This is a genomic window from Mycobacterium sp. SMC-16, assembly GCF_046250085.1.
GTDB classification, from domain to species: domain Bacteria; phylum Actinomycetota; class Actinomycetes; order Mycobacteriales; family Mycobacteriaceae; genus Mycobacterium; species Mycobacterium phocaicum.
In genome coordinates, this window is sequence record NZ_CP176427.1 from 159,243 (window position 1) to 170,947 (window position 11,705).

11 protein-coding genes are annotated in these 11,705 nt (G+C 69.0%); 7 read left to right on the top strand and 4 right to left on the bottom strand.

Translation table 11 applies throughout. From position 1 onward, the window contains the following. Positions 1-47: 47 nt before the first annotated feature. The 3 genes from ACJEIK_RS00780 (at position 48) to ACJEIK_RS00790 (ending at position 3,251) form a co-directional block, all read left to right on the top strand. Positions 48-1,118 (top strand): alpha/beta hydrolase family protein, encoded by a 1,071-nt coding sequence (locus ACJEIK_RS00780; protein ID WP_409430864.1) that lies wholly within the window; start codon positions 48-50, stop codon positions 1,116-1,118. Further along, the gene (locus tag ACJEIK_RS00785) at positions 1,115-2,326 is read left to right on the top strand and encodes a saccharopine dehydrogenase family protein (RefSeq protein ID WP_409430865.1); all 1,212 of its coding nucleotides are present in this window, start codon (positions 1,115-1,117) and stop codon (positions 2,324-2,326) included. Before ACJEIK_RS00780 ends, ACJEIK_RS00785 begins: the two co-directional genes overlap by 4 nt. A 94-nt stretch (positions 2,327-2,420) precedes the next feature. Beyond that, complete coding sequence (locus tag ACJEIK_RS00790; protein ID WP_167838134.1) at positions 2,421-3,251, top strand: PaaX family transcriptional regulator C-terminal domain-containing protein; 831 nt, start codon at positions 2,421-2,423, stop codon at positions 3,249-3,251. On the opposite strand, the gene ACJEIK_RS00795 is transcribed toward ACJEIK_RS00790, so the two are convergent. Further along, positions 3,188-4,354: an ankyrin repeat domain-containing protein gene (locus ACJEIK_RS00795; protein WP_135357935.1), complete on the bottom strand. Its 1,167-nt coding sequence runs from the start codon at positions 4,352-4,354 to the stop codon at positions 3,188-3,190. The genes ACJEIK_RS00790 and ACJEIK_RS00795 overlap by 64 nt on opposite strands. A gap of 82 nt (positions 4,355-4,436) precedes the next feature. Next, positions 4,437-6,137: a dihydroxy-acid dehydratase gene (gene ilvD / locus ACJEIK_RS00800; protein WP_135357934.1), complete on the bottom strand. Its 1,701-nt coding sequence runs from the start codon at positions 6,135-6,137 to the stop codon at positions 4,437-4,439. A 75-nt stretch (positions 6,138-6,212) separates the two neighbouring features. On the opposite strand from ilvD, the gene ACJEIK_RS00805 reads away from it, so the two are divergent. Next, complete coding sequence (locus ACJEIK_RS00805; protein ID WP_135357933.1) at positions 6,213-6,542, top strand: metal-sensitive transcriptional regulator; 330 nt, start codon at positions 6,213-6,215, stop codon at positions 6,540-6,542. A gap of 81 nt (positions 6,543-6,623) precedes the next feature. On the opposite strand, the gene ACJEIK_RS00810 is transcribed toward ACJEIK_RS00805, so the two are convergent. Then, positions 6,624-6,923: an MTH1187 family thiamine-binding protein gene (locus ACJEIK_RS00810; RefSeq protein WP_061006521.1), complete on the bottom strand. Its 300-nt coding sequence runs from the start codon at positions 6,921-6,923 to the stop codon at positions 6,624-6,626. 223 nt (positions 6,924-7,146) lie between these two features. Between ACJEIK_RS00810 and ACJEIK_RS00815 the strand changes: the two genes are divergently transcribed. Then, positions 7,147-8,232, top strand: a complete 1,086-nt coding sequence (locus ACJEIK_RS00815; RefSeq protein ID WP_061006520.1) for a L,D-transpeptidase family protein — start codon at positions 7,147-7,149, stop codon at positions 8,230-8,232. A gap of 61 nt (positions 8,233-8,293) precedes the next feature. On the opposite strand, the gene ACJEIK_RS00820 is transcribed toward ACJEIK_RS00815, so the two are convergent. Further along, entirely contained in the window at positions 8,294-10,267 is a 1,974-nt protein-coding gene (locus ACJEIK_RS00820) for a M13 family metallopeptidase (RefSeq protein ID WP_409430866.1), read from the bottom strand. A gap of 59 nt (positions 10,268-10,326) precedes the next feature. Between ACJEIK_RS00820 and ACJEIK_RS00825 the strand changes: the two genes are divergently transcribed. After that, positions 10,327-11,007, top strand: a complete 681-nt coding sequence (locus ACJEIK_RS00825; protein WP_064858615.1) for a hypothetical protein — start codon at positions 10,327-10,329, stop codon at positions 11,005-11,007. After that, positions 11,004-11,693, top strand: a complete 690-nt coding sequence (locus tag ACJEIK_RS00830; protein ID WP_061006518.1) for a hypothetical protein — start codon at positions 11,004-11,006, stop codon at positions 11,691-11,693. Before ACJEIK_RS00825 ends, ACJEIK_RS00830 begins: the two co-directional genes overlap by 4 nt. Positions 11,694-11,705 lie beyond the last annotated feature (12 nt).

Below are 11,705 nucleotides of genomic sequence, written 5' to 3' on the forward strand. Positions count from 1 at the left end.
GGCCGACGCCACCGACATAAAACTATCAATCACGCTACGATCGTGACATGAGTGATAGTTCTGCGTCGACTCGTCGACTGCCCGGCTGGGTGCGTCGCACGCTGATCGCCTTGGGCGCTGTTGTCGCGGTGGCGCTGTCGGCGGGCGGTTGGGTGCTGTACGCCAACGACTTCGCGATCCGCGAGCAGCGCGTCACGATCCCGGCGCCGGCGCAGCCGCTCGACGGAGTCCTTGCCCTGCCGAAGACGGGGAACGGGCCGTTCGGCCTGGTGGTGTTCGTCCACGGTGACGGTCCCGCCGATGCCGGCCGCGACGGGTTCTACCGGCCCATCTGGGAGTCCTTCGCGAAAGCCGGCTATGCGTCGTTGTCGTGGAACAAGCCCGGCATCGGCGGCGCTCCCGGCAACTGGCTGAACCAGAGCATGGCCGACCGGGCCGACGAGACGAGCGCCGCGATCGACTGGGCTCGAAGCCGGGCGGACATCGATCCACGCCGGATCGGCATCTGGGCAATCAGCCAGGGCGGCTGGGTGGCGCCCGAGGTGGCGGTGCGCAAGCCGGACCTGCAGTTCATGATTCTCGTTGGCCCAGCGATCAATTGGCTGCGACAGGGCGAATACGACCTGCGCGCCGAACTGCGGGCGCGTGCGGCGCCGCAGGACGAACTGACGGCGGCCCTGGCTCGGCGGGAGCGGACGAACCAGCTGCTGCAGGGCGGCGCCACCTACCACCAGTACCGCCTGGCCGGCATCGACGCGTCGCCGATGTCCGCGGACCGCTGGGGTTTCGTCGCGCGCAACTACCGCGCCGACGTCAGCGCGACGCTGCCGCGTCTCTCCGTCCCGGTGCTGCTCGAGCTCGGCGAGGCTGATCGGAATGTCGACGTGGCCGAGACCGAGCGTGTCTACCGTGCACTGGTACGTCCCGATCTGCTGACGGTCCAGACCTACCCGCACGCGTCGCACAGCCTCGCCAAGGAAGACCTGGAGAACAATCCCGACAGCGTAAAGGCCTACGTGATAGGAACTTTCGCACTTCGGCAGATCTACGCACCCAGCTATCTCGACAATCTCCGGCGTTACGTGCAGGAACTGCCGGCCGCCAAGGAGGCCCGATGAGGATCCTCGCGTTGGGCGGCCCGGGCGCGATGGGCACGGTCGCCGTTCGGCTCGCCGCGCAGCTGCCCGGGGTCGACGAGATCGTCGTCGCGGACCGCGATGGCGCCGCCGCCGACCGGTTGTGCGGCCAACTCGCCGAAGCCCGGGTTCCGGTCAGCGCCGCCCAGATCGACGTCACCGACGGCCCGGCGCTACGTGAAGCGCTCGAGCGGGCCGACCTCGTCGTCAACACCGTCGGGCCGTACTACCGCTTCGGGGTCCCCGTGCTGCGCGCGGCGATCGCGGCGGGCACGCACTACGTCGACATCTGCGACGACTGGGAACCGACGGTGGAGATGCTCGAACTGGACGAAAGCGCCCGTGCCGCAGGCGTTTGCGCCGTCATCGGGATGGGAGCCAGCCCGGGCGTGAGCAATCTGCTCGCCGCAACCGCGGCCGCCGAACTCGACACCGTGCGCGACGCCTACACCGCATGGCCGGTGGATGTGCCCGGGTCGGGCGGTGACGGCGGTGAGGTGCTGTTGGGGCCCGACGGCCGGCCCTCGGCGGCGGCCGTGCACTGGATGCTGCAGAGCAGCGGCAAGATCTGCACCGTCCGTGGCGGACAGCTGACGTTCGAGCGCCCGTTGCGGCCGGTGCAGCTGACCTTGCCGCGCGGTCGCCGCGGCACCGCGTACACGGTGGGTCATCCCGAGCCCATCACGTTGCGGCGCACGCTCGGACTCAGCGGCGATGCCGTCAACCTCATGGTGATCCGGCCGCCGACGCTGGCGTATCTCGACGTGCTGCGCCGCGACACCGACGGGCGCCGGTTGACGCACGAGACGGCGGCCCTGCAATTCGCGAAACCGAACCTGTTGCGCTACTTGCGATCTGTCCCGTCGTCCCTACGCAGCAGAGGGCCGGGAACGCTGCCGCCGTTCTTCGCCGCGGTATCCGGTAGCCGCGCTGGACGCGACCACATGGTGCTGGCCCACCTCGACCTGTCCGGTGCGGGGGCAGGGTTGTTCGGCGACATGGCCCGGGCCACCGGCATCCCGCTGGCGGTGGGCCTGGCGCAGATCGTCGACGGCACCGTCCGGCACCCGGGAGTGCACCCGCCCGACGCCGTCATCGACGCGCCGCGGTTCTTCGCCGACCTTGCCCGCCGGCTCGATCAGCCCGCCGACCGGCCGCTGGTCGTCGTGGAACGGGACGAGCGTGCCTAGACTTGGGAGCCCCGCCCGTCGTGCCGCGGGCGCAAGGAGCTGACCGTTGGAAGACGCACCCATCGAAGTGCCGACCCGCACGCTCGTCGAGAGCATGCTGCGGGACGACGCGACCATCGACGCCGGGGCGCTGTACGACGTCGCGGGCGAGCTCGGCATGACGGACCAGCAGGTGCGGTTGTGCATCAAACGACTGGTCGCCGACGGGCAGTTCGTCCAGGACGGGCGTGGCCGAAAAGCTGTGCTGCGTGCAACGGATGAGCTGCGCAGCACCATCACGCCGGACCTGGACTATCTGCGGCTCATGTATGCCCAGGACCGGGGCGACGCGCCATGGGACGGTCGCTGGCACGTGGTGGCGTTCGCGGTCCCGGAGTCTGTCCGGCCGGCGCGTGACGCCATGCGTGATGCGATCGTGCGTCTTGGCGGCGCCGCCATCCAAGGTGGTCTCTACGTCTCCCCGAACGACTGGGGCAGCGAGATAGCCGATGCAGCAGGACAATTGGCGATTGCCGAGCACGTCACCACATTGACGACCACCGATTTGACCGTCGGTGGCACCGTCGAGCCACGTGCCGCCGCCGGCCTCCTCTGGCCCCTGGACGACATTGCCGAACGGCACCGCCGCCTGCTCACCGTCGCCGAACGTGCACTGTCCGCATTGCCGGATGCCGCCCCGACCGCGCAGCTCACCATCGCGATCGAACTGGCGGCCGAGTTCAGCCGTGCGGTCGAGCCCGACCCACTGCTGCCGCCGGAGTTGTTGCCACAACCGTGGATCGGCGTGGCAGCCCGTGCGAGGGTCGCGGACTGCTGGACGGAGCTGCTTAAAAGCGATGCCCCGCAACGCATCAAGCTGTTTCAGTGGTACTCGGAAGTGGTGGCGGAAGTCGCGGCGCGCAGCAGGTCCGCAGCCTCGGTCTGATAGGCGTGCTGGGCCCACTGCAACGGGGTCGAGCCGAACCGGCCGTCGGTGAGCGACGGGTCGGCGCCCGCCTTCAGCAGCCGCCGGATCAGCTCCAGGTCGCCCTCCCAGGCGGCCTGGTGCAGCGGCGTCGCGTCCTCGTCGTCGCGGGCGTTCGGATCGTCGGGAAAGGCCCGCGTGATGAGTTCGGCGCCGGAGACGTCGATGCCCTGCCGCTCGAGCAGCGCGAGGCGGTCACTGAATCCGTGCGCCGCCGCCCACTGAATCTGCCGCTGCCACATCTGTTCTCGGGTCTCCATGGCCTCGCCCAGGCGGCTCTCCCACGGACTGGGACCGGCGTCGGCGAGCCCGTGGGCGAACAGCAGTTCCAGGTGCGAATTGTCGGGGCGGAACATCCGGTTGTAGAGCGTCTGCTGGTCGACCGGGTGGGCGCCGCGGCGCAGGAGCAGTGTCGCGAGTTCGGCGGCGTGCGGATGCCGGGGCTGCCGCCGCGGCCCTTGCTCGCCTTCGCCGAACACCCCGGTCAACAGCGTGAACGGCGTCGACATGCCGCACCACAGGTATCCGCCGTTCGGGTCGGCACCGGCGTCCAGTAGCAGCGTCGCGGCCGTCACGACGTCAGTTGCACTGCGGCCCAGGGGAATACGGGAGTAGCAGAGGTGCATCAGGGGGACCCAGCCGAACGGTCCGCCAGCGGTGTTGGCCAGTGCCGGCTGCCTGGCGAGGTGATCGGAAATCGCGATCGGATCCGAGGCGGCGGCCGCGGCCCAGATGCTGCGGGTGACCACCTCGGGCTCGGCGGCGAGCAGGTCGGCGGCCGACTGCCAGCGGGGCGGGGCATCGGATTCGTCGTAGCGCAGGGATGCCCACGAGCAGAACCGGTCGGCCGGGTCGAGGGTGTCGTCGTCGACGGCTCCCGGATCGACGCTCAGATCGGCGGCGAGCCGCAGGTAGTGCACGAGCGCCGGCCATCCGGTGAAGCCATAACGACGGGCGACGGTGAGCTGGGCGGCGTGCAGTGCGATGCCGTTGGCCCGTTGCAGCTTTCGGGCTTCGACGCGCAGCTTGTCCAGGGACGGATTGGTGGGCAGTGTGCTGGCCATGACGGCCTCCTCTCATGCGCCCACAGAGTGATTTGTGCACGATTTTCCGCGTCTACCGCGGAAAATCGTGCACAAATCCCGGTTAGGTGCAGACGGCGCCGACGGCGGCGGACTGGACCAGCTTGGTGTACTTGGCCAGCACGCCGGTCTTGTAGCGCGGCGGCAGCGGCTCGAATCCCTCACGGCGCGAAGCCAGTTCGGCCTCGTCGACCAGCAGGTCCAGCTTGCCGTTGGCGACGTCGAGGCGGATGCGGTCACCGTCGCGCACGAAGGCGATGGGGCCGCCGTCGACGGCCTCCGGCGCGATGTGCCCGACGCACAGGCCCGTCGTGCCGCCCGAGAAGCGGCCGTCGGTCATCAGCAGCACGTCCTTGCCCAGGCCGGCGCCCTTGATGGCGCCGGTGATGGCCAGCATCTCGCGCATGCCCGGGCCGCCCTTGGGGCCCTCGTAGCGGATGACGACGACGTCGCCGTGCGTGATGGTGCCGTCCTCCAGTGCATCCAGGGCGGCGCGCTCGCGCTCGAAAACCCTTGCGGTGCCCTCGAATACGTCGGAATCGAAGCCGGCCGACTTCACGACGGCGCCTTCGGGAGCCAGCGAGCCGTGCAGGATGGTGATGCCGCCCGTCGGGTGGATCGGGTTGTTCATCGCGCGCAGCACCTTGCCGTCCGGGTCGGGCGGCGCGATGTGGGCGAGGTTCTCGGCCATGGTCTTGCCGGTCACGGTGAGGCAATCACCGTGCAGCAGACCGGCATCCAGCAGTGCGCGCATGACGACGGGCACGCCGCCGATCTCGTCGACGTCCTTCATCACGTGGCGGCCGAAGGGCTTCACGTCGGCCAGGTGCGGCACCTTGTTGCCGATGCGGGTGAAGTCGGCAAGGGTCAGCTCGACCTCGGCCTCGCGGGCGATGGCCAGCAGATGCAGCACCGCATTGGTGGAACCACCGAAGGCCATGACGACGGCGATGGCGTTCTCGAACGCTTCCTTGGTCAGGATGTCGCGGGCGGTGATGCCGCGGCGCAGCATCTCGACGACGGCCTCACCGGATTTGCGGGCGAACTCGTCGCGGCGCTTGTCGATGGCGACGGGAGAAGCGCTGCCCGGCAACGACATACCGAGGGCCTCAGCCGCCGAGGCCATGGTGTTGGCGGTGTACATACCGCCACAGGCACCCTCACCCGGACAGATCGCGCGCTCGATGATGTCGACGTCCTCGCGGGACATCAGCCCGCGGGCGCACGCGCCGACCGCTTCGAAGGCGTCGATGATGGTGACTTCCTTCTCGGTGCCGTCGGTCAGCTTCGCGACGCCGGGCATGATCGAGCCGTTGTAGAAGAAGACGCTGGCCAGGTTCAGCCGGGCGGCGGCCATCAGCATGCCGGGGATCGACTTGTCGCAGCCGGCGAGCAGCACCGAGCCGTCCAGGCGCTCGGCCTGCATGACGGTCTCGACGCTGTCGGCGATGACCTCACGCGACACCAGCGAGAAGTGCATGCCCTCGTGGCCCATCGAGATGCCGTCGGAGACGGAGATGGTGCCGAACTCCAGCGGGTAACCGCCGGCGGCGTGCACGCCCTCCTTGACCGACTGCGCCAGCCGCTGCAGCGACATGTTGCAGGGGGTGATCTCGTTCCACGACGATCCGACGCCGATCTGCGGCTTGACCCAGTCGTCGTCACCCATCCCTACCGCGCGCAGCATGCCGCGGGCTGCGGTTTTCTCCAGGCCGTCGGTGACGTCGCGGCTGCGGGGCTTGATATCGGGCTGGTCAGAAGACATGCAGGTAAGTATGCCAATCGCCGGCAAACCGAATTTCATTGGATACCCCTAAGGGGTATGCGGTACGCTGGGCTCATGACGGCAGAAGAGTCGGGCGCACCTGAGGCAGGCCACGCCGAGCCCCAGCACGGCTACTCGCCCAACAAGGATAACTACGCCAAGCGGCTGCGGCGGGTCGAGGGACAGGTCCGCGGCATCGCGAAGATGATCGACGAGGACAAGTACTGCATCGACGTGTTGACGCAGATCAGCGCGGTGAACAGCGCGCTGCAGTCGGTCGCGCTGGCGCTGCTCGACGACCACCTGGGGCATTGCGTGAGCCATGCGGTGGCGGTCGGCGGCGACGAGGCCGAGCAGAAGCTGGCCGAGGCCTCCGCGGCGATCGCGCGGTTGGTCCGTTCCTGACTCCGAGCCCGACGTTGTGATCGTGCCGCGGGGCTAATGCCCGGCACGGCGTCCGACTCGCCGCGTCCAGCCACGACCGCGCTACGTGCCGAGTTCGTCCTCGATGCGCTGGACCTTCGCGGTCAGCTGGCCGGTGTAGCCGGGGCGGATGTCGGCTTTGAGGACCAGGCTGACGCGAGGGGACGCCGCCGCCACCGCGTCCACGGCCCGTTTGACCACGGCCATCACCTCGTCCCACTCGCCTTCGATGTTCGTGAACATCGCGTTGGTCTCGTTGGGCAGACCCGACTCGCGCACCACCCGCACGGCCGCGGCGACGGCCGCACCGACGCCGCCGGACTCGTCACCACCCATCGGGCTGACGCTGAAGGCAACAATCACACGGTCGATTGTGCGCGGATCCGTGGGGCTTGGACACCCGCCCGTGGCGTTTCCGGGGTCTCCACCGCGGCCGGTGGGAGTAACGCCCGACATATCTGGGGCGATCAACAGTGCAGTTCAGCGGCCTTCGACAGGGCCGTGATCGGGGTGTGACGGGCTTTCGCGGCAGGGGCCGGTCAGCGCGCTATGAGAGACTGGGGACGTTGTGAACTGGAGGTGGCGGATGCCGCAGTGGAACAAGAGCAAGCTTCTGACCGCGGTCGTGGCGGCCGGACTGGTCGCCGGAATGACCGTCGCAACCCCGTCGGCGCTGGCCGACCCGGATGCGCCGGACCCCGGTGTGGCGGCCGCGCCGATCGACCCGGGTCTCCCCACGGAGGCTCCCTTGCCGCCGCCGATCCCGCCGGTCGGTGACCCGCTGGCTCCGGGCGCGCCCGTCGCGCCCGCTCCCGTCATCCCGGGTGCCCCGATCCCGGGCGAACCCCAGCCGATCCCGGCGGGTACCCCGGCCGGCCAGAACCCGACGCCGTTCGTCGGCCAGCCGCCGTTCAACCCGCCGACCTTCAACCCGGTGAACGGGTCCATGGTGGGGGTGGCCAAGCCGATCTACATCAACTTCCCGCGGCCCATCGCCAACAAGCAGATGGCGCAGGATGCGGTGCACATCTCGTCCAACCCGCCGGTGCCCGGCATGTTCTATTGGGTGACCGACACGCAGCTGCGCTGGCGGCCCATCGCCTTCTGGCCGGCCAACACCGTCGTGAACATCGACGCCGCAGGCACCAAGTCCAGCTTCCGCACCGGTGACTCGCTGGTCGCCACCGCGGACAACGCGACGCACCAGATGACCATCAGCCGCAACGGCGTCGTGGAGAAGACCTTCCCGATGTCGATGGGCAAGACCGGCGACGAGACCAAGAACGGCACCTACTACGTGCTGGAGAAGTTCCCGGACATCGTGATGGACTCGTCGACCTACGGCGTCCCCGTCGACTCGCCGCAGGGTTACAAGCTGAAGGTCAACTGGGCGGTCCGTATCGACAACAGCGGCGCGTTCGTGCACAGCGCCCCGTGGTCGGTCTCCGACCAGGGCAAGCGCAACGTCAGCCACGGCTGCATCAACCTCTCGCCCGACAACGCGAAGTGGTTCTACGACCAGTTCGGCAGTGGTGACCCGATCGTCGTGAAGAACTCGGTCGGCCTGTACAACTACTCCGACGGTGCGGGCGACTGGCAGTGGGGCATGCAGACGCCGGCCGCGACGCCGTCCACGGGCAGCGGCTCGGGTTCGGGCGCCGGCACGCGCTGATCCGTCGACAACGCGAAAACCCCCTATTTCCAACGAAATAGGGGGTTTTCGCGTGGTATGGCTAATTCCAGATGCGCACGCGCTCGGCGGGATCCAGGTACAGCTCGTCGGACGTGCTGACATCGAACGCCTCGTAGAACGAGTCGATGTTCCGGATCACGCCGTTGCACCGGAACTCCGGCGGCGAGTGCGGGTCGACGGCGAGGCGCCGAATGGCTTCGGCGTCACGGGATTTGGTGCGCCACACCTGGGCCCAGCCGAAGTAGACGCGCTGGACGCCGGTCAGCCCGTCGATGACGGGCGCCTCCTTGCCGCCCAGTGACAGCTCGTAGGCGAGCAGCGCGATGGACAGCCCGCCCAGGTCGCCGATGTTCTCGCCGACGGTGAACGCGCCGTTCACATGGTGGCCCGCATCCAGTGCCCGCGGCGTGAAGGCCTCGTACTGCTCGATGAGAGCTTTTGTCCGCAAACCGAATTCGGCGCGGTCGGTATCGGTCCACCAGTCGACCAGATTGCCGTCGCCGTCGTACTTGGCGCCCTGGTCGTCGAAGCCGTGCCCGATCTCGTGCCCGATCACCGCGCCGATCCCGCCGTAGTTGGCGGCGTCGTCGGCCTCGGCGTCGAAGAACGGCGGCTGCAGGATCGCTGCGGGGAAGACGATCTCGTTCATGCCCGGGTTGTAGTAGGCATTCACCGTCTGCGGCGTCATGAACCACTCGTCGCGGTCCACTTCACTGTCCAGCTTCGCCAGCTCCCGGTCGTGCTCGACGGCCTGGCCGCGCAGGTAGTTGCCGTACAGGTCGCCGGCGTCGATCACCAGGTTCGAGTAGTCCCGCCAGCGCGCCGGGTAGCCGATCTTCGGGGTGAACTTGTCCAGCTTGGCCAGCGCGCGTTGCCGCGTCTCGGGCGTCATCCACTCCAGGTTGGTGATGCTGACGCGGTAGGCCTCGCGCAGGTTGGCCACCAGTTCGTCCATCCGCGCCTTGTGCGACGGCGGGAAGTGCCGCTCCACGTACAGCTTTCCGACGGCGTCGCCCATCAGACCCTCGACGAGGCCGACGCCACGCTTCCAGCGGTCCCGGATTTCCTCGGTGCCCGACAGGGTGCGGCCGTAGAAATCGAAGTTCTCCGCGACCAGGTCGTCGGTCAGGATCGGGGCGCGGCCGCTGATCAGGCGCCAGCTCAGCCAGGCCTTCCAGTCCTCGAGCGGCTCGGACGCCCACAGCGCGCCGAACGCGACCAGGAAATCGGGTTGCCGCACCACGACTTCGGCGACCACGTCGGCCGGCGCGCCCACCGCCGCCAGCCAGCCGGCCCAGTCGAAGCCGGGTGCCTCGTCGGCGAGGTCGGCGAACCGGCGCAGGTTGTAGCTCAGGTCGGCGTCGCGGCGCTTGACCACGTCCCAGTGCGCGGCGGCCAGCTTGGTCTCCAGCGCGACGATCCGGGCGGCGGTCTCGGCCTGATCGCCGCCGAAGACCAGACTCAGCATGCGGGCGATGTGCTGCGGGTAGGCCGCGAGCACCGCCGCGTGTGCCGGTTCGCGGTAGTAGGACTCGTCGGGCAGGCCGAGGCCGGACTGCGTGAAGTGCAGCAGGTACCGCGTCGAGTCCTTGGAATCGGTGTCGACGTAGGCGCCGGCGCCACCGCCGACGCCGGTGCGCTGCAACGCGCCGAGCACCGTGGCCAAAGCGGCGGAGTCGGCCGCATCGGAAATCAGGGCAAGCTCCGCCAACAGCGGCGCGAGGCCGACGGCGGCCACCCGCTCGGTGTCCATGAAGCTCGCGTAGAGGTCGCCGATGCGCTGGGCATCAGAGCCCACCGGGCCCGAGGCCGTCGTGATGAGGTCACGCACCTGCTCCTCGGCGCGGTCGGCCAGCAGGCGGAAGGCGCCGTCGGTGGCGCGGTCGGCCGGGATGTCGTAGTCGGTGAGCCAGCGGCCGTTGACGTGACCGAACAGGTCGTCCTGCGGGCGGGCGCCGGGGTCGAGGTAGCTCAGGTCGATACCGGATCGGGGAGAGGTAGCTTCGAGACTCACCTCGCCATCCTGCCATCGCCGCTGCAGTGCGCGACGGCGCTGCGGGTAGCCTCACGCCCATGCCCGACGAGCGCAGCGAAGACTCCGCCGAAAAAGACGCTGCCAAAGACACAGCGAAAGACGCCGGATCGGCCGGCGCGGCCACTGCCGCCAAGCCCGCCACCAAGGCCGCCGCACCGAGTGATCAGGCTGAGGGAATCTTCAGCCGTTACGGCATCGCCTCGGCCGTGCTGGGTGTCGTCGCGGCGGTCGCCGTCGTCGTCGCGACCTGGGTCTACCTGGGCCACCGGGCCGACGACGCGGAGCGCGCGCACGAGGCGCAGGCCATGAAAGCCGCCGCCGAGTGGTCCAACCTGCTGATCAACATGACCAAGGACAACGTCGCCGTCAACGTGCCGAAGCTGCACGAGGGCACCGTCGGCCAGCTCAACGCCGATTTCGACGCCACCGTCGCGCCGTTCACCCAGCTGGTGCAGAAGCTGCAGAGCCAGACCAGTGGTCAGATCGAGTCCGTCGCGCTGGAGACGCTGCATCACGCGCCGCCGGGGGACCAGGGCAAACCGGCGGTCCAGCCCGAGCTGGCGGCGATCGCCTCGGATACGACGACGGTGCTGGTGATCGCGACGTCGGTGAGCCAGAACGCCGGTGCCAAGCCGCAGACCGTGCGCTGGCGGCTGCGCCTCGGGGTGTCCGACGTCGACGGCAAGATGCTGATCTCGCGATTGGAGACGCTGCGATGAGGAACGCGTGGCGGGTACTGGTCTTCGACATCCTGGCGCCGCTCGCGGTGCTGGCGAGTCTCGTCTACATCGGGCTGGCCCTGGAGCGGCCGCTGTGGTGGGTCGTGGTGGGCACCATCGTCGGTCTGCTGGTGTTGCAGGCGTCGGTGGTCAACTTCGTGCTGTTCCGCCGTGACGGCGTCACCATGGGCACCGATGACGACGCGCCCAGGCTGCGGCTCGCGGTCGTGGGGCTGACGGCGGTCGCGGTGGTCGCGGCCGCCATCGTCGGCTACACCAAGTGGACGGTGCCCGACCGCACCACCGAGAACGACATGTCCACGGTCGTGGGGATCGCCAGCAGCGTCGCGGAGGCGTCGGCGACCTTCACCCCCGGCGCGCCGAACGTGTCGATCGACCGGGCCACGTCGTTGATGGCGCCGCAGCGCGCGGAGGCCTACCGCAACGAGTTCAACGCGGTCGCCAAGGACCTGACCAGCCGTGGGGTGGCCGGGCAGGCCAGCACCATCTCGGCCGGTATCGAGACCATCGGCCCGAATTTCGCCAGTGTCGCGGTGGTCATGCGGGCCACTCAGAACACCCCGAACAAGCCGGCGCAGGCGACGGTGTTGGGGCTGCGGGTCACGCTGACGAAGCAGGACGGCCGCTGGCTGGTCATGGACGTGACGCCGATCGCGTCGCGGTAGGACGGCTCGGGC

Bases quoted from the DNA above. Each gene is read 5' to 3' on its own strand.
- ACJEIK_RS00780 (WP_409430864.1), top strand. From the start codon at position 48: ATGAGTGATAGTTCTGCGTCGACTCGTCGACTGCCCGGCTGGGTGCGT.
- ACJEIK_RS00785 (WP_409430865.1), top strand. From the start codon at position 1,115: ATGAGGATCCTCGCGTTGGGCGGCCCGGGCGCGATGGGCACGGTCGCC.
- ACJEIK_RS00790 (WP_167838134.1), top strand. From the start codon at position 2,421: ATGCTGCGGGACGACGCGACCATCGACGCCGGGGCGCTGTACGACGTC.
- ACJEIK_RS00795 (WP_135357935.1), bottom strand. From the start codon at position 4,354: ATGGCCAGCACACTGCCCACCAATCCGTCCCTGGACAAGCTGCGCGTC.
- ilvD (WP_135357934.1), bottom strand. From the start codon at position 6,137: ATGTCTTCTGACCAGCCCGATATCAAGCCCCGCAGCCGCGACGTCACC.
- ACJEIK_RS00805 (WP_135357933.1), top strand. From the start codon at position 6,213: ATGACGGCAGAAGAGTCGGGCGCACCTGAGGCAGGCCACGCCGAGCCC.
- ACJEIK_RS00815 (WP_061006520.1), top strand. From the start codon at position 7,147: ATGCCGCAGTGGAACAAGAGCAAGCTTCTGACCGCGGTCGTGGCGGCC.
- ACJEIK_RS00825 (WP_064858615.1), top strand. From the start codon at position 10,327: ATGCCCGACGAGCGCAGCGAAGACTCCGCCGAAAAAGACGCTGCCAAA.
- ACJEIK_RS00830 (WP_061006518.1), top strand. From the start codon at position 11,004: ATGAGGAACGCGTGGCGGGTACTGGTCTTCGACATCCTGGCGCCGCTC.